This window comes from Micromonospora sp. MH33 (genome assembly GCF_003013775.1).
In the GTDB taxonomy this organism is placed as follows: domain Bacteria; phylum Actinomycetota; class Actinomycetes; order Mycobacteriales; family Micromonosporaceae; genus Micromonospora; species Micromonospora fulviviridis.
In genome coordinates, this window is sequence record NZ_MUYZ01000126.1 from 1 (window position 1) to 17,401 (window position 17,401).

13 protein-coding genes and 1 pseudogene are annotated in these 17,401 nt (G+C 73.7%); 5 read left to right on the forward strand and 9 right to left on the reverse strand.

The window, feature by feature from the left end; all coding sequences use genetic code 11:
* Positions 1-359 (forward strand): annotated as a pseudogene (locus B0E53_RS19405) (serine/threonine protein kinase); the annotation flags it as partial.
* Positions 356-2,176, forward strand: a complete 1,821-nt coding sequence (gene pknB / locus B0E53_RS19410) for a Stk1 family PASTA domain-containing Ser/Thr kinase (protein ID WP_107077367.1) — start codon at positions 356-358, stop codon at positions 2,174-2,176. The pseudogene B0E53_RS19405 and the gene pknB, both read left to right, overlap by 4 nt.
* A 74-nt stretch (positions 2,177-2,250) precedes the next feature.
* On the opposite strand, the gene B0E53_RS19415 is transcribed toward pknB, so the two are convergent.
* The 5 genes from B0E53_RS19415 to B0E53_RS19435 are packed head-to-tail and all read right to left on the reverse strand — an operon-like array spanning position 2,251 to position 8,239.
* Complete coding sequence (locus B0E53_RS19415; RefSeq protein ID WP_107077376.1) at positions 2,251-2,901, reverse strand: aminodeoxychorismate/anthranilate synthase component II; 651 nt, start codon at positions 2,899-2,901, stop codon at positions 2,251-2,253.
* A gap of 5 nt (positions 2,902-2,906) precedes the next feature.
* Positions 2,907-3,185 carry a hypothetical protein gene (locus B0E53_RS19420; protein ID WP_107077368.1) on the reverse strand — a complete coding sequence of 93 codons (279 nt, stop codon included), beginning with the start codon at positions 3,183-3,185 and terminating at the stop codon, positions 2,907-2,909.
* 3 nt (positions 3,186-3,188) lie between these two features.
* On the reverse strand, positions 3,189-5,867 hold the full coding sequence (locus tag B0E53_RS19425) for a class E sortase (protein WP_107077369.1): 2,679 nt from the start codon (positions 5,865-5,867) through the stop codon (positions 3,189-3,191).
* Between the two features lie 16 nt (positions 5,868-5,883).
* Entirely contained in the window at positions 5,884-7,182 is a 1,299-nt protein-coding gene (locus B0E53_RS19430) for a DUF58 domain-containing protein (RefSeq protein ID WP_107077370.1), read from the reverse strand.
* 1 nt (position 7,183) lies between these two features.
* Positions 7,184-8,239 carry a MoxR family ATPase gene (locus tag B0E53_RS19435; protein ID WP_107077371.1) on the reverse strand — a complete coding sequence of 352 codons (1,056 nt, stop codon included), beginning with the start codon at positions 8,237-8,239 and terminating at the stop codon, positions 7,184-7,186.
* A 548-nt stretch (positions 8,240-8,787) separates the two neighbouring features.
* Between B0E53_RS19435 and leuS the strand changes: the two genes are divergently transcribed.
* Complete coding sequence (gene leuS / locus B0E53_RS19440) at positions 8,788-11,628, forward strand: leucine--tRNA ligase (RefSeq protein ID WP_107077372.1); 2,841 nt, start codon at positions 8,788-8,790, stop codon at positions 11,626-11,628.
* Positions 11,629-11,687: 59 nt separating this feature from the next.
* Here leuS and B0E53_RS19445 read toward each other — a convergent pair whose 3' ends face one another.
* From B0E53_RS19445 to B0E53_RS19460, 4 genes are read right to left on the reverse strand one after another with little or no spacing between them, the layout of a single operon-like run.
* Positions 11,688-12,452, reverse strand: a complete 765-nt coding sequence (locus B0E53_RS19445; RefSeq protein WP_107077373.1) for a phosphotransferase — start codon at positions 12,450-12,452, stop codon at positions 11,688-11,690.
* Between the two features lies 1 nt (position 12,453).
* Positions 12,454-13,116, reverse strand: coding sequence for a VTT domain-containing protein (locus tag B0E53_RS19450; RefSeq protein ID WP_246835490.1), 663 nt, complete (start codon positions 13,114-13,116; stop codon positions 12,454-12,456).
* Positions 13,117-13,169: 53 nt separating this feature from the next.
* Positions 13,170-13,892 (reverse strand): glutamine amidotransferase, encoded by a 723-nt coding sequence (locus B0E53_RS19455; protein WP_107077374.1) that lies wholly within the window; start codon positions 13,890-13,892, stop codon positions 13,170-13,172.
* A complete protein-coding gene (locus B0E53_RS19460; protein ID WP_107077375.1) occupies positions 13,882-15,129 on the reverse strand; it encodes a MurT ligase domain-containing protein in 1,248 nt (415 codons plus the stop codon). Before B0E53_RS19460 ends, B0E53_RS19455 begins: the two co-directional genes overlap by 11 nt.
* A 355-nt stretch (positions 15,130-15,484) precedes the next feature.
* On the opposite strand from B0E53_RS19460, the gene mraZ reads away from it, so the two are divergent.
* Together mraZ and rsmH are read left to right on the forward strand one after the other, a co-directional pair.
* Positions 15,485-15,916 carry a division/cell wall cluster transcriptional repressor MraZ gene (gene mraZ, locus B0E53_RS19465; RefSeq protein WP_073831045.1) on the forward strand — a complete coding sequence of 144 codons (432 nt, stop codon included), beginning with the start codon at positions 15,485-15,487 and terminating at the stop codon, positions 15,914-15,916.
* 205 nt (positions 15,917-16,121) lie between these two features.
* Entirely contained in the window at positions 16,122-17,231 is a 1,110-nt protein-coding gene (rsmH, locus tag B0E53_RS19470; RefSeq protein ID WP_107077378.1) for a 16S rRNA (cytosine(1402)-N(4))-methyltransferase RsmH, read from the forward strand.
* Positions 17,232-17,401 lie beyond the last annotated feature (170 nt).

Genomic DNA, 17,401 nt, shown 5'->3' on the forward strand with positions numbered 1-17,401 from the left:
CGCCGGTGGCGCCGCGCGGCGCGGCGGCCGTCCCGCCGCCCCGGCAGCACAACCCCCTCGGATACGCGCGACCGGCCGCCGCCCCGCTGCCGGCCCCCCGCCGCTCCACGGCGGGGCGATGGGTGGCCGCCATCGTGGTGGCCGTCCTGGTCGTGCTCTGCTCGGGCGTGATTTCGTACTACTACCGGAAGTACGCGGCGGCCGCTGACCCCGGCGCGCTTGCGCCGGTGGGCGTGACCTCCGGCGCGGTGCGGGCCCACGAGGGCGACTATCCGCTTCCCACGTCGTACCGTCGTGGGGTACGGCTCCAGCCGGCTGGCGGCGAGACGACGACGAGCGAAGGACGAGAGACGCGATGACAGCGCAGGCCCGCCTGCTCGGTGGCAGGTACCAGGTCGGCGAGCTGCTCGGCTACGGCGGCATGGCGGAGGTGCACCGTGGTCGCGATCTCCGGCTCGGTCGGGATGTCGCGATCAAGATGCTCCGCGCCGACCTGGCCCGGGACGCGACCTTCCAGATGCGGTTCCGCCGGGAGGCGCAGAACGCCGCGTCGCTGAACCACCCGGCCATCGTCGCCGTGTACGACACCGGCGAGGAGACCGCCCCGACCGGCGAGACGCTGCCGTTCATCGTGATGGAGTTCGTCAACGGGCGGACCCTCAAGGAGGTGCTCGGCGCCGAGGGCCGGCTCCAGCCGCGCCGGGCGCTGGAGATCTGCGCCGACATGTGCGCGGCCCTGGAGTTCAGCCACCGGCACGGGATCATCCACCGGGACATCAAGCCCGGCAACGTGATGCTCACCCAGACCGGCCAGGTCAAGGTGATGGACTTCGGCATCGCCCGGGCGCTGGCCAGCGGCGCCACCACGATGACACAGACCAGCGCGGTCATCGGCACGGCGCAGTACCTCTCCCCGGAGCAGGCGCGCGGCGAGGCGGTCGACGCCCGCTCCGACGTCTACGCGGCCGGCTGCGTGCTGTTCGAGCTGCTCTGCGGGCACCCGCCGTTCGTCGGGGACAGCCCGGTCAGCGTCGCCTACCAGCACGTACGGGAGACGCCGCCCACGCCGAGCACCATCAACCCGGACGTCAACCCCGCCGTGGACGCGATCGTCCTCAAGGCGCTGTCGAAGAACCCGCTGAACCGCTACCAGAGCGCCGGCGAGATGCGGGCCGACCTGCTCCGTGCCGCCGCGGGCCGTCCGGTGCTGGCCACCCCGGTCATGCCGGCCGAGGAGACCATGCCGATGGGACCGGCCGCGGCCGGCGGCGGCTACCAGCACACCCAGGTGATGGGCCCGCAGACCCGCCAGCAGGCGCCGGCCCGGGTCGGTGACCCGCGCAAGCGGAAGAGCTCGGCCTGGGTGATCGCCACGTTCGCCGCGCTCGGCGTGCTCGCGGTCATCGCGCTGGCCACCGCGCTCTGGCTCAACCAGACCGGCGCCGAGAAGGTCTCCGTGCCACCGCTGCAGGGCAAGAGCCAGGCGGTGGCGACCGCCGATCTCCAGCGGGCGGGGCTGCGCGTGACGCTCGGTGAGCCGGTACTCAGCAGCGACTGCACGAAGAACACGGTGGCCGCCCAGAACCCGCAGTCCGGCGCGTCGGTGGCGAAGAACAGCCCGGTGACGATCCAGATCTGCGGCGGCAAGCCCGTGGTGACGATCCCGGCTGGCATCGAGGGCAGCACCTACGCCAGCGCCAAGGCCCGCCTCGACGATCTGAAGCTCGACGTCACGCGCAAGGACATCGACAGCGGCGCGCCGGAGGGCCAGGTCGTCAACGTGCTTCCCAAGGAGGGCAGCTCGGTGGCCGAGGGCAGCCCGGTGACCCTGGAGGTCTCCCGGGGCAACGTGAACGAGGTGCCGGACGTCACGGGCTACACCAAGGAGCAGGCCACCAGGCGGCTGACCGACGCCGGCTACGACGTCCGCGTCCGGGACGGCAACGAGGTCACACCCGACAAGGTCGGCAAGGTGAGCAGCCAGAACCCGCGCGCTGGCAGCAAGCTGGCCAAGGGCAAGACCGTGACCATCGAGGTGGACATCCCGCTGCCCGAGCCGACCGACAGCGCCAGCCCGGGCACGCCGTCGCCGGGCGCGACCCCGACCACTCCCGGAGGCGGCGGTGGCTTCCCGTTCCCGACCACCACGCCGCCGAGCCGGTTCAGCCAGCCCTGACCCGACAGCCTGAGACAGCCGAAGTGGCGGTGCCCGGTCGACCCGGGCGCCGCCACTTCGCGTAGAACGAACCCTCAGGCCGCGGCGAAGGCGGCGCGGCGGCGGGCGTCGACCTCGGCGGCCAGCTCCGGGGCCCGCTCCAGGGCCTCCGGGTAGCCGCAGACGGCCAGCCAGTTCGCCAGCATGAGGTGGCCGCCCTCGGTCAGCACCGACTCCGGGTGGAACTGGACGCCCTCGATGGGCAGGGTACGGTGCCGCATGGCCATCACCACGCCGGAGGCGGTCCGGCCGGTGACCTCCAGCTCGTCGGGGAGCGTCTCGGGCAGCACGGCGAGCGAGTGGTACCGGGTGGCGGTGAACGGGTCGGGCAGGCCGGCCAGCACCCCCACCCCGTGGTGGCGCACCTCGGAGGTCTTGCCGTGCAGCAGCTCCGGCGCCCGGGTCACCGTCGCGCCGAAGGCCTCGCCGATGGCCTGGTGACCGAGGCAGACCCCGAACAGGGGCAGCTTGCCCGCGTACTCCTTGATCACGTCGAGGCAGATGCCGGCCCGGTCCGGGCTGCCCGGCCCGGGCGAGAGGAGCACGCCGGCGGCGCCCACCCGGCCCACCTCGGCGACGTCGATCTCGTCGTTGCGCCGCACCTCGCAGTCCACGCCGAGCTGGCCGAGGTACTGCACGAGGTTGAAGACGAACGAGTCGTAGTTGTCGATCACGAGGACGCGCATCGGGGTCACCTGCTCGGGGTGGAGGGCGGGGCGTTGTTCGTCTCGGTGCTGTACGGGATCTCCTCCCCGGACGGCCGCTCACTCGGCTCGGTGAGCCCGGCGCCGTCGTCCCCCGGCACGCCGGAGTCCTGGGTGACCTGCACGTCGTCGAAGGGGAGGAGGGGCTCTGCCCAGGGGAAGACCACGAACCACAGCAGGGCGACCGCCGCGGCGGCAAGCAGCACCGAGCCGGTCAGCTTCCCGGGCAGCCCGAGCGGCAGCTTCCGCCAGATCCATCCGTACACGCGTCAGCCCTCCAGCTCGGCCGGGCGACCCGCCGACTTGGCCTGGACGTGGTCCAGCCGGGCGTGGATGATCAGCCGCTGGTAGTTGTCGAACTTGGGGTTGCAGGTGGTCAGCGTGAGCAGCTTCTCGGTGGGCGACTCGTTCGGCTTGCCCGGCACCGGCGCGACGACCTCGACCTGGTACGGCTTGACGATCCGCTGCTGGTAGACCTTGTAGATGAACCACTCGCCCTGGGTCTCGACCACGATGGCGTCGCCCGAGCGCAGCTCGTCGAGGCGCCAGAAGGTGGCCCGGATGCGGTGCCCGGCGACGGAGAAGTTGCCCACCTGGCCCGGCATGGCGCTCTTCGGGTAGTGGCCCGGGGCGTACCGGATGTCGTCCGGGGTGACCCCCTCGACCACCACCCAGTGCTTGTCGAGCTTGGGGATGTAGAGCCCGGCGACCGGCTTCCCCTCGGCCGGCGGCTTCGGCTTGGCGCTCGGCGCGGTGGTCGGCCCGACCGTCGGGTCCGCCCCCCACTCCTGGGCGAGCTGGCTGCTCAGGTCGCTCTGGTGGGCGTCGACGATCACCGCCTTGCCCCAGATCTCGTAGCCGGCGAAGAGCAGCACCACCACGCCGAAGGTGATCAGCACCTCGCCGGTGCCCCGCACGATCGTCCGCAGCCGGGAGCCGACGGTTGGCCTGGTCAGCTCGGAGTAGACGCTCTTGTACCCCTCGCCGGTCTGCTCCGGCCGGAGCTGCACCACCCGCTCGCCCCGGCGGGGACGCGGCGGCTCGGCCGGGGTGCTCGTCGCGTCGTCGTCGCCGGCGTCCTGTACCGGGGGTACCGCGCCCATCAGCGCGGTGGAATCGAGCGCCGGAGCGGTCACCGGGCGGCTGACGGCCGGGATCACCGCGGTCGCTCCCGGGTCCTCCGGGCCGGCCGAGGGGTCGGCCCCGCCGGGGGCGGCGGTGCTCCCCGGCAGGGGGGTGACCTCCTCGGGGGCGTCGGTGTTCGGGGCCCAGACCGAGCGGACCGACCCCACGACGCTCGCCGCCGGGGTGGCGTCGAACGGCACCCAGCCGATCCCGCCGAAGTAGACCTCCGTCCAGGCGTGCAGGTTCCGGTTGGTCAGCACGTACGTGCCGCCGCCGGAGTTGCTGCCGTTGCTGAAACCGAACGCCACCCGCGCCGGGATGCCGGCCGACCGGACCAGCCAGGCCATCGCCGCCGCGTACTGCTGGCAGAAGCCCACCTTGGTGGCGAGGAAGTCGGTGATGTCGTCCCCGCTGGTGCCGCCCCGGGTGGACAGCGAGTAGGTGAACCCGTTCTCCACCGAGAAGTAGTCGTAGATCGCCCGGACCTTGTCGTAGTCGTTCGCCCGGCCCTTGACCAGCTGGTCGACCAGCCGGTCGACGGCGCGGACGGCCGGCGTGACGGTCTGCTGCCGCAGCACCGGGTCGTCGGCCGGCAGGGACGGCGCCGCGCGCAGCGCCGTCGGGCTGAACGTCGAGCGGACGTAGTCGAACGAGTAGCGCTTGCCCCGGGAGTTCTCCCGGTTGGAGAAGACGATCTGGAGGTTCGGGTCGTAGAGCCAGTTGCCGCCGAGGTCCTCGGTCTTCACCGGCTCGGCGTACACCGGCAGCAGCGGCATGTTGAGGTTCTTGCTCACCTCGACGCTGGCCCGGTAGCGCTGCTGCTCCACGCCCCGGCCGCCGCGCTCCGCCGGGTCGGGCAGGTTCCGGTTGGCCGGCCGCCCGGTGGGCACCCGCACCCGGAAGCCGTCCGGCCGCAGCTCGTCGGCGACCCCGAAGCGCAGGTAGAACGGGGCCGGCTCGTTGGTGCTGACCTTGACCAGCTCGGTCACCTCGGTCTGGTTGAGCTGGCCGCTGAGCGCGGCGAACAGGTCGATCCGGCCGGGGCTGCCGCCCTGGCCCGGCCGCCCGTTGCCGTTGCCGGTGCCGTTGCCGACGGCGCTCATCAGCCCGCCGGTCATCCCGGGCACGACCAGCGGCAGGGCCACCGCGAGGGCCACCCCGACCACGGCCAGCCGCCGGCCCGCCGCGGCCAGCGGCGACGCCTCCCAGACGTCGACGTCCCGCCCCTCGCCGGTGAACCGGCGGCCGAACCGGCGTACGCGGTCGACGTTGTCGGTGACCAGCAGCCACAGGTAGCCGCAGGCGCCCACCACGAACGGGGTGGCGGGGACGCTGTCCACGTAGACCGCCACCGGCACCGAGTAGATGGCCAGCATGGGCAGCCCGGCCAGCGCCGGCCGGCGCAGCCCGACGGTGAGCACGTCCACCACGATGGCCACCGCGCCGATGCCGAGCACGGCGAGGAAGAGCAGCGAGTCGACGTCCGGCACCTGCACCCCGTACGAGCGCATGTCGGACAACGAGGCGTTCAGCAGGTCGCCGAAGTGGGCGAAGGTGGCCGGGGTGGGCACGAACGCGAAGAACTCGGTGCCGCCCGGGAAGACCCAGGTCAGGGCGAGCGTGAGACCGGCCAGCATGGCCAGCACCTGGCCCCACAGCGGCGCCCGGGCCAACCGGCTCAGCGCGGCCGCGCCGGCCACCACGGCCACCACGATGGCCGCCTGGATGAGCCAGGTCCAGCGCTCGAAGATCGCCGACAGCGGGGCCGCCGCCAGCAGGGTCGCCGCCGCGGCGACGAAGCCGAGGTTGCGGTGCGCGGTCACGGGTCCACCCTTCCGGTCATCGCACGCCTCCGGCCACCGTCTCGGCCAGCGCCGCCCGCAGCGCGAACCCCTGCGAACCGCGGGCCGCCTGCGGCCAGAGCACCGGCAGCCGGTTGCCGTGGTCCACCCCGATCACCCGCCAGCCGCTCTGCAGCAGGGCGAGCGCGGCGGCGCCGTGCGCGTGCTCCGCCTCGGCCCGGGCCTTCGGCGGCAGGTTCAGCCAGGTGTTGCTGTCGAGCAGGAAGCCCACGCAGGTCGCACCGCTGGTGCGCAGCCCGGCCAGCAGCTCCGCCTCGGCGGTGCTCAACGTGCCCAGCAGCGCGATGATCAGCCCGCCGTCGGCCCGCTGCCGGACCTGCTGCACCAGCGTGGTGAGCTCGCCGCGCTTGTCCAGGTGCACGTCGGCGAGGTGGTCGAGGAGCACGCCCTCGCCGCCGGCCTCGGTGGCGTCCACGTCCGCGCCGGAGCCGGTGACCAGGCGCAGCTTGTAGCCGGCCTGGCGCAGGTGCACGGCGACGCTGGCGGCGGTGGAGACGGCCCACTCGAAGCTCGCCGTGGGCCCCTCGCCCCGGTGCCCGGCGGCGCGGGTGTCCAGCACCACGGTGGCCCGGCTCTCCCAGGGCTGCTCCTCCCGGCGCACCATCAGCTCGCCGGTGCGGGCCGTCGACTTCCAGTGCACCCGGCGCAGGTCGTCGCCCATCCGGTACTCCCGGGTGGCCGCGTCGTCCTCGCCGTGCACCGCCACCGACCGGGCCCGGCTGTCGCCGGTGCCCGCGTACTCGCCGGGAAGGCGGACCGAGGGCAGCGGGGTGACCTGCGGGATGACCGTGAGGTGGTCGGTGCTGGGGAAGGCCCGGCTCAGCTCGCACAGCCCGAACGGGTCGGTCAGCCGGATCACCAGCGGGCCGACCTCGTAGCGGCCGCGCACGTCGGCGCGGACCGTGTACGCCACCGAGCTGGCCTGGTGGGCGCCGAGGCGCTCCAGCACCACCCGCGGCCGGCTGCCGAGCGCGTAGGGCAGCCGGTCCTCCAGCAGCAGGGTGCCGGTGGGCAGCCGGGACAGGTTCTGCAGCCGCAGCACCACCCGGGAGCTGGCCCCGACCGGCACCCGGTGCGGCTCCAGCGACCGGTTGCAGGCGAGCTTGTAGCGGCTGCGCCCGACGTAGGCCGCCGCGAGCAGCGGCAGGATGGCGAGCAGCACGGCCACCCGGAGCAGGTCCTTCTCGCCGAGGATGGCGGCGGAGATCGCGGCGGCGACAGCGGCCGCCAGGAACGAGCGGCCGCGGGTGGTCAGCCCTCGCAGCCCGTCGCGCACCTCACGGCCTCCGCGGCTCGTAGGGCCCGCGACCGTTGCCGCTGCCGCCGGGCCGGGTGTCGTACGGGGAGCGCTTGCGGTCGTGCGGGAGCGGGAGGCGGTGCACCAGCTCGGCGACGATCGCGTCGGTGGTGCGCCGGGCCAGCTGCGCGTCGGCGGTCGGGATGATCCGGTGTGCCAGCACCGGCACCGCGAGGGCCTGGAGGTCGTCCGGGAGGACGTAGTCGCGGCCCTCCAGGGCGGCCACCGCGCGGGCGGTGCGCAGCAGCTGGAGGGTGGCCCGCGGGGACGCGCCGAGCCGCAGGTCGGGCGCCTCGCGGGTGGCGGTCACCAGGTCGATCGCGTACTGCTTGACGGCGTCGGCGACGTGCACCTGCCGGACGTGGCCGATCAGCCGGCGGACGGTGGCCGCGTCGGAGACCGGCCGCAGCTCGTGCAGCGGGTCGTTGGCCCCGTGGCCGTCCAGCATGGCCAGCTCGGCGCCCGGGTCCGGGTAGCCCATCGCGATCCGGGCGGTGAACCGGTCGCGCTGCGCCTCCGGCAGCGGGTAGGTGCCCTCCATCTCGATCGGGTTCTGCGTCGCGATCACCATGAACGGGGTCTGCAGCTGGTAGGTCACGCCGTCGACGGTGACCTGCCGCTCCTCCATGCACTCCAGCAGCGCCGACTGGGTCTTCGGCGAGGCCCGGTTGATCTCGTCGCCGACCACCAGGTTGGCGAAGACCGCGCCCGGGCGGAACTCGAAGTCGTGCGTCTCCTGGTTGTAGACGCTGACCCCGGTGACGTCGCTGGGTAGCAGGTCCGGGGTGAACTGGATCCGGCGCACCGAGCAGTCGATCGACCGGGCCATGGCCTTGGCCAGCTTGGTCTTGCCGACGCCGGGGACGTCCTCGATCAGCAGGTGGCCCTCGGCGAGCAGCACCGCGAGGGCGAGCCGGACGGTGGCCGTCTTGCCCTCGATGACCTGCTCGATGTTGGAAACGATGGCCTCGCTGGCGGCGCGGAACTCGTCGTGCGGCAGCAGACCGCCCACCTCGTCCCAGGTCTGTTGTGTCACGGGCCTCCTCCTCGTCGCCGGACGGCAGCTCTGTATAGAGCACCTGGACCCGCCGTTGGGTTCGCGACGCCGAGCCTCGTCTGCCGCAAGAATCTCACTGGTCTCTCAGGCTAACCATGTTTGTCGTTGTCGCCGACCCCCGCAGGCGGTCGGCCGGTTACGCCCGGAATATTCGCCGGACCGGGGGACGCGTGCCCGGCTCGTAGGTGGGTAGCCGGGTCCCGGTTCCTGTCGCGGGGGCGGCGGGGAGGGGGAGGTGGGCCGAGCAGTGCTGGGGTTCGTCACCGACACCGAGCGGTTCGCCCGCCCCGCGCCGTACCCGTCGAGGTGACCAGGGCCCGGCGCCGTCCCACCTCGTGGCGGCGGGCGCGAGGCGCGAGCCGCCGGCGGGGTACACTGCCGGTCATGGCCGGAGTCTTCCTGCTTCTTACCGAGCCGTGCTGATGCGCTGAGCGCGCGACAGCACGGCGGCCCCTCCTGCGCGAGGGGCTTTTTTGTGCCCGCAGCAGACCTCCCATATCCGACATGACCCGCGCCGAGGAGACGCCATGACTGAGGCAGCCGCACCGGCGACCGACATCCCCCCGTTCCGGTACACCGCCGCCCTGGCCGAGGAGATCGAGCACCGCTGGCAGGACACCTGGAAGCGGGAGGGCACCTTCCACGCGCCGAACCCGGCCGGCCCGCTGGCCGACCCGGACCACCCGCGCGCGGGCGCCGAGAAGCTGTACGTGCTGGACATGTTCCCCTACCCGTCCGGCGCCGGCCTGCACGTCGGCCACCCGCTGGGCTACATCGGCACCGACTGCTACGCCCGTTACCAGCGGATGGCCGGGCGCAACGTGCTGCACGCGATGGGCTTCGACGCGTTCGGCCTGCCCGCCGAGCAGTACGCGGTGCAGACCGGCACCCATCCGCGGACCACCACCGAGGCCAACATCGAGCGGTACAAGGCGCAGCTGCGCCGGCTGGGGCTGGGCCACGACGAGCGGCGCTCGGTGGCCACCATCGAGACCGACTTCTACCGCTGGACCCAGTGGATCTTCCTGCAGATCTTCAACTCCTGGTACGACGCGGACGCGAAGAAGGCCCGCCCGGTCGCCGAGCTGATAGCCGAGTTCGAGGGGGGCACCCGCCCCACCCCGGACGGCCGGCCGTGGGCCGAGCTGACCGTGGGCGAGCGGCGCAGGATCGTCGACGACCACCGGCTGGCGTACGTCTCGGAGGCGCCGGTGAACTGGTGCCCGGGGCTGGGCACCGTGCTGGCCAACGAGGAGGTCACCGCCGACGGCCGCTCCGAGCGGGGCAACTTCCCGGTCTTCAAGCGGAACCTGAAGCAGTGGATGATGCGGATCACCGCGTACGGGGACCGGCTGCTGGCGGACCTGGACACGCTGGACTGGCCCGAGCCGATCAAGCTGCAGCAGCGCAACTGGATCGGCCGGTCGACCGGCGCGCACATCGACTTCCCGACCGAGCGCGGCCCGGTCCGGGTGTTCACGACCCGGCCGGACACCGTCTTCGGCGCCACCTACATGGTGCTGGCCCCCGAGCACGAGCTGGTCGACGTGCTGGTGCCGGCCGCCTGGCCGGAGGGGACGAAGGACGCCTGGACCGGCGGGCACGCCAGCCCGCGGGCCGCCGTCGAGGCGTACCGGAAGGCCGCCGCGGCCAAGACGGACGTGGAGCGGCAGGCGGACACCAAGGAGAAGACCGGCGTCTTCGTCGGCGCCTGGGCGACCAACCCGGTCACCGGCGGGCAGATCCCGATCTTCATCGCCGACTACGTGCTGGCCGGCTACGGCACCGGCGCGATCATGGCCGTGCCGGCCCAGGACGAGCGGGACTGGGACTTCGCCGAGGTCTTCGACCTGCCGATCGTGCGCACCGTGCAGCCGGCGGAGGGCTTCGCCGGCAAGGCGTGGACCGGGGACGGCCCGGCGATCAACAGCGCCGCCCCCGACCGCGGGCTGGACCTGAACGGCCTGGGGGTGGCCGACGCCAAGGCGCGGATCATCGAGTGGCTGGAGGCCAACGGGCACGGCGCCGGCGCGGTCACGTGGCGGCTGCGGGACTGGCTGTTCTCCCGGCAGCGCTACTGGGGCGAGCCCTTCCCGATCGTCTACGACGAGACCGGCGCGCCGATCGCGCTGCCCGAGTCGATGCTGCCGGTCGAGCTGCCCGAGGTGGACGACTTCTCGCCGAAGACCTTCGACCCGGAGGACGCCGGCAGCAACCCGGAGACCCCGCTGTCCCGGCGGCGCGACTGGGTGGAGGTGGAGCTGGACCTGGGTGACGGGCCGAAGCGCTACACCCGGGAGACCAACGTGATGCCGCAGTGGGCCGGCTCCTGCTGGTACGAGCTGCGCTACCTGGACCCGACCGACGCCGGGCGCTTCGTCGAGCCGGAGAACGAGGCGTACTGGATGGGCCCGCGCGGTGCCGGCGACTGCGGGGGCACCGACCTGTACGTCGGCGGCGCCGAGCACGCCGTGCTGCACCTGCTGTACGCCCGCTTCTGGCACAAGGTGCTGTACGACCTGGGCCACGTCTCCTCGTTCGAGCCGTTCCGCCGGCTGTTCAACCAGGGCATGATCCAGGCGTACGCGTTCACCGACCCGCGCGGCGCCTACGTGCCGGCCGAGGAGGTCGTCGAGGTCGACGGCCGGTACTTCCACGGCGACACCGAGGTCACCCGCGAGTACGGCAAGATGGGCAAGTCCCTGAAGAACGTCGTCACCCCGGACGACATGTGCGCGGCGTACGGCGCGGACACCTTCCGGGTGTACGAGATGTCGATGGGCCCGCTGGAGGTGTCCCGCCCGTGGGAGACCCGGGCCGTGGTCGGCTCCTACCGGTTCCTGCAGCGGGTCTGGCGGGCGGTCGTCGACGAGCAGACCGGCGCGCTGCGGGTCACCGACGCGCCGGCCGACGAGGCCACCCGGCGGCTGCTGCACAAGGTGATCGACGGGGTCCGCGCGGACATGGAGGGGATCCGGTTCAACACCGCGATCGCCAAGCTGATCGAGCTGACCAACGGGCTGACCCGGCTGGCGGCGACCCCGCGCGAGGTGGCCGGGCCGCTGGTGCTGATGGTGGCGCCGTTCGCCCCGCACATCGCCGAGGAGCTGTGGCGGCGGCTGGGCCACGACACCTCGCTGGCGTACGCGGACTTCCCGACCGCCGATCCGGCGCTGCTGGTCGCCGAGACGGTGACCTACCCGGTGCAGGTCAACGGCAAGGTCCGGGGCCGGGTCGAGGTGGCCGCCGACGCGTCCGAGGACGACGTCCGGTCGGCCGCGCTGGAGGCGGTCGCCGGCGCGCTGGCCGGCAAGGAGCCCCGCAAGGTCATCGTGGTGAAGGGCCGGATGGTCTCGGTCGTCGCCTGACCCGCCCGCTCACGGAGGCGCGTCCCCTGCCCGGGGCGCGCCTCCGGCGCGTCCCGGGGTCAACGGGTCCGGAGGGCCGCCTCGACCGCCGGGCGCTGCCGGAGCAGCCACCCGTGCCAGTCGCGTACCGCGTCGACCGCGCCCGCCGCGCGGAGCCGGTGCATGCCCGGCTCGTCCCGGTCGGCGCCGGCGTCGATGCCCCGCCACGTGCCGTCGAGCTGGTCGAGCATGACGGCGACCAGCTCGCCCCGGGGCAGGGACACCCCGGCGCCGGCCGCCTCGTAGGCGTCGCAGAGCAGCCGGCAGCGCCGGGCCAGCTCGGCCGGGTCGGCGTCCCCGCCCAGCGCGGCCCAGTGCCAGCCGGCGAACGCCACGTCCTCGATCCGCCGGCCCGGCCCGGCGAGGTCCCAGTCCAGGAAGGCCACCGGCACCGGCCCGACCGGGGAGTCCCGGTAGACGGTGTTCTTCGGCGACAGGTCCCGGTGGCAGACCGTCTCCGCGTCGCCGGCCAGCGGGCTGCCGGCGCAGGCGTCGTGCAGCGCCCGGATCAGCCCGGCCAGCCGGGTGAGCGCGGGGTCGGCGAAGAAGGCCGGATCCTCCCGGTCCCGCCAGGGGACCCGCCCGTCGAGGTGGGTCAGCACCTGCCGGCCCTGCGCGTCCAGCCCGAGGTAACCGGGTGCCAGGCCCGGCGCGGTGGCGGCCAGGTGCCGCAGCAGGGCCGCCCCGAAGTCGGCGCGGGCCGGCGGAGTGCGGCGTACCGTGTCGCCGATCCGGACCACCTCGGTGACGAAGCCGCCGGGCAAGCGCTCCTCCGCGGCGGCCATCTCAGCTCGGGCCCAGCCGGCGGTGCCGCTCCGCCCGCCACCAGCGGTGGATGATGAGCACGCTGGCGATCAGGCCGAGGCTGGCCGGGGCTGCGGCGTACCAGTTGATCGAGCCGGGGGAGCTGACCGCCGCGCCGATGGCCGCGTAGCCGATCGCGGTGGGGGCGGAGGCGATCACGCTGCCGGCCAGGAACGGCAGCACGCGCGCCCCGGTGGTGCCGTAGCCGTAGCTGACCAGCCCGAACCCGGCGATCGGCAGCAGCCGGACGGTGATCACGCCGAGCACGCTCTGCCGGGCGAACCAGCCGTCCAGCCGGGCCAGCCGGCCGCGGACCCGCTCGGCGACGAACTGCCGGCCGAGCAGGCGGCCGACCGCGAAGCCGATGGCCGCCGCGAGCAGCGCCGCGCCGAGGGCGTACGCGGCGCCCTGCACCGGGCCGAAGATCGCGCCGGCGGCCAGCGTGACGAAGGTACGCGGGACCAGCGCCACGAGCAGCAGCGCGCCGCCCACCACGGCGACGGCCGGGGCGTACCCGCCGAGCGAGTGGGCGAGCCCCGGCAGGTCGCGCGGGTCCGGGTGGGGGACCAGCAGCAGCGTGACGCCGAACCCGGCGAGCAGCAGGAGCAGCAGCGCGAACCGGCGCGCCGAGGGCTGCCGGAGCATCCGGACGATCGTTCGGGACGCCGGTCGTCGCCGCCACAGTCGGGCGGCGCCGATCATGCCCTTGCGGCGGCGGCCACCGCGGTGCGGCGCTCCGACCGGAGCCGGTCGGCCCACGTGTCGTCGAGCGGGGGGAGCTGGTGGATGCCGGTCGCCCAGCGCAGCAGGAGGTCGGCCAGGGCGGGGTTGCGGGCCAGCGCCGGGCCGTGCGAGTAGGTGCCGAGCAGCTTGCCCCGCCAGGCGCCCTCGGTGGTCCCGTCGTTGCCGACCCCGGTGGTCACCCGGGCCACCGGCGACACGCTCGGGCCGAGGTGGGTCCGGCCGCCGTGGTTCTCGAACCCGGTCAGGTACGGGATGCCCAGCCGCGGGTCGACCTCGCCGGCCAGCTCGCCGACCGCGCGGGTGGGACCCCGGTCGGAGGAGATGTCCAGCAGCTCCAGCCCGGTGCAGCGGGTGCCCTTGGCGAAGAAGGAGGTGCCGAGCAGCTGGTAGCCGGCGCAGACGCCGAACACCACCGAGCCCTGGGCCACCGCCCGGTGCAGGCCGCCGTCGGCGATCAGCCGCTGCGCGCCCAGCGCCTGCGGGCCGTCCTCGCCGCCGCCGATCAGGTAGATGTCGGCGGTGGCGGGCAGCCGCTGGTCGGAGCGGACCTCCAGCACCTCGACCGGCATGCCGCGCAGCTGGGCCCGGCGGGCCAGGATCAGCGCGTTGCCGCGGTCGCCGTAGGTGGACAGCAGGTCGGGGTAGATCCAGACGATGCGCAGGCTCTCAGTTGACACGGTCCAGCTCCGCTCGGATGTCCTGGAAGGCGGTGTAGTTGGCGATGACCTCCAGCCGGCCCGGCGGCACCGCCCGGACCGCGTCGTCGAAGCGCCGCACGTGCTGGAACGGCACGCCGTTGACGTCGAGCCGGACGGCGAGGTCGTAGGCCCGGTCGCCGGTGATCAGCACCTGCCGGCCGCGCAGCGGGGAGAAGTCGACGTCGAAGAGCCAGGAGGTGTCCAGCCCGTCGGGGTCGCGCGCGTTGATGGAGAGCAGTGTGGGCGCGACGTCGGCCATGTCGAACGCCTCCAGCCAGCTGGCCGGGTTCTTGGCCAGCAGCAGCCGGATGTTGCGCCCGTCCCGGTCGACCTGGGCGTAGCGGCCGGCCACCGAGGTGACCGTGCCGAGCCGGGAGACCGCGTCCACCGGGCGTACCCCGAACTCGGCGGCGACCGCCAGGGCGGTGGCCGCGTTGCCGAGGTTGACCTTGCCGGGGAGCTGGAGCTGCACCTTGTGCCAGGCGCCGGTGGGGTCGAGCACCCCGTCGTCCTCGACGGTCCACTGCGGCTGCGGCCGGCGCAGCGGGCAGCCGGTGCACCACCACTGCTCACCTGAGCGCTGGATGGTGGAGCCGCACTCGGGGCAGACCCAGGAGTCGTCGTGCCAGCGCTGGCCGGCGCTGAACCAGGTGACCTTCGGCGGGACGTGGCCGCGGGCCGGGTCGGCCGGCGGGGTGGCGGCCCAGACCACCATCGGGTCGTCGGCGTTGGCGACCACCCGCAGGTCGGGGTGCCGGACCAGCGCGGCGCGCCAGAGCTGCGCCATCATGGCGACCTCCTTGGCCCGGTCGAGCTGGTCGCGGGAGAGGTTCAGCAGCGCCACCACGTGCGGCTCGGTGGCGTCCAGCACCTGGGCGAGGTAGTGCTCGTCCACCTCGAGGACGGCGTAGGGGGTGCTGCCGGCCTTGGCCAGCGCCGAGGTGTGCCCGGTGGGCATGTTGGCGCCGAAGGAGTTGGTGGCGACCCGGCCGAGCACCCCGACGGCGGCGGTGGTGAGCCGGGTGGTGGTGGTCTTGCCGTTGGTGCCGGACACCAGGGCGATGGCGCGCCCGGCCGACAGGTGGGCCAGCAGGTCCGGGTCGATCTTGAGGCCGATCCAGCCGCCGATCACGGAGCCGTCGCCACGGCCCGCGGCCCGCGACAGCGCCGCGGCGGTCCGCGACACGGAGCTGGCCACCTTTGCCCGCAGGGGCATCTTCGCGTCCGTCACCCGAGCGAGGTTACCGGACCACCGGGCCTACCAGATCGCCGCCGACGGCGATCCGTTCGGCCGGGGACGGCCGGCGGACGGTCAGCGCGCGATCGGCCGGACGGAGTCGATCTATGTCGGGAAGCGGACGGCCGGCGGGGCGCGCCGCACCCCTCCACTCCGCCCCACCCCCGTTGACGTGCTGTTTTGCGCGCGGAAACGCCGCGCCACGCGGGCGTTTCCGGTTGCAGGTGGAGGGAAGTGGAGTAGAGTGGGGCGCGATGGTGAGGCCGGGAGGGCCACACCGGCCCGGGGGGTCAGCGGCGCCGCGAACGCCGCTCAGGGCGAGGGGGTTGGGCCGATGTTCCTCGGCACCCACACTCCGCGCCTGGACGACAAAGGCCGGTTGATCCTTCCGGCGAAGTTCCGGGATGAGCTGGCGGGGGGTGTCGTGATCACCAAAGGGCAGGAGCGCTGCCTCTACGTCTTCCCGATGCCCGAGTTCCAGCGGATCGCCGACCAGTTGCGCGCGCAGCCGATGACGAGCAAGGCGGCCCGGGCCTACAGCCGGGTCTTCTTCGCCAGCGCGCACGACGAGGTGCCGGACAAGCAGGGGCGGGTCACCATTCCCGGGCACCTCCGGTCGTACGCCGCTCTCGACCGCGACCTGGTCGTGATCGGCGCGAGCACCCGGGTGGAGATCTGGGACAGGGCGGCCTGGGAGGCCTACCTCGCGGAGAGCGAAGACGACTTCGCCGACATCGAGGAGGGGGTGCTGCCCGGCGGTCTGTAGGGCGTGACGGCGCCCGACGTACTGCGAGATCTCCAGCCGCTTTCGAGTTCCTGGCACCCCTTCCCCGGTGCCAGGCGCACGATCCGATACGGAGGGCCGCGGCCTCCGGCGGGCGGGGAGCGGATGGGGATCTGGCGGTATGGCGAGGCGTCGTGGCGACGACGGACACAGGGACGGGAACGGGTTTCAACCAGTGGGGGTCGAGATGGGGGAGCTACGCGGCACGCACGTGCCGGTGCTGCTCGAGCGGTGTCTCGAGTTGCTGGCCCCCGCACTGGGCCGGCCCGGCCGCACCGTGCACGTCGACGCCACGCTCGGCCTGGCCGGGCACGCCGAGGCGGTGCTCGAAGCGCACCCGGACACCGTGCTGATCGGCCTGGACCGGGACACCGAGGCCCTCGCCCACGCACGGGTCCGGCTGGCCCGGTTCGGCGACCGGATCCACCTCGAGCACGCCGTCTACGACGAGTTGCCCGAGGTGCTCGACCGGCTCGGTTACCCGGCGATCGACGGGGTCCTGTTCGACCTCGGCGTCTCGTCCCTGCAACTGGACGCGCCCGACCGCGGGTTCGCCTACGCGCAGGACGCGCCGCTGGACATGCGGATGGACCAGACCCGGGGGGTGACCGCCGAGGAGGTGGTCAACACCTACTCCCACCCGGACCTGGCCCGGGTGCTGCGGGTGTACGGCGAGGAGAAGTTCGCCGGGCGGATCGCCTCGGCGATCATCCGGGAGCGCGAGCGTGCCCCCATCACCTCGTCGGCGCGGCTGGCCGAGCTGGTCAGGGAGAGCATTCCGGCACCAGCCCGACGAACCGGGGGACACCCGGCAAAGAGAACGTTTCAGGCTTTACGGATCGAGGTAAACAGGGAACTGGCAGCGCTGGAGACGGCGCTGCCGGCCGCTCTCGACAAGCTCAGCGTGGGCGGTCGCATGGTGGTCCTGTCCTACCACTCGCTGGAGGACCGGCTCACCAAGCAGGCGCTCGCCGACCGGGTCCGCAGCAAGGGCCCGGTCGACCTCCCGGTCGAACTGCCCGGGTCGGGTCCGACGTTCCGGCTGCTCAGCCGGGGCGCGGAGCTGCCCGGGGAGGCGGAGGTCGCCGCGAACCCGCGCGCCGCCTCGGTGCGGCTGCGGGCCGCGGAACGGCTCGACCCGGAGGCGGCCCGGCAGGGGCGTACCGACCGCGAACGGTACCGCCGCCGGGTGAAGGCGATGCACCAACCGGGGACGGGGTCACCGGGGTCCGGAACGGACCCGCGGTCGGCACCGGGGGACGGGAACGGGACGGACGAAGAGGGGGAGGGGACATGAACGTCAACCAGCGTGACGGCCGGGACACCGGCATCGGGCAGCGCGCACCGCGGTCGGGGGGCCGGACCGCGGCGCAGCGTGCCCCACGCGGCACCACGTCGACGGTGGCGGCCGACCGGCCCGACCGCCGGGGGGAGGCTCGCGCCCGGGGGGCGCGCGAGTTCCCGACC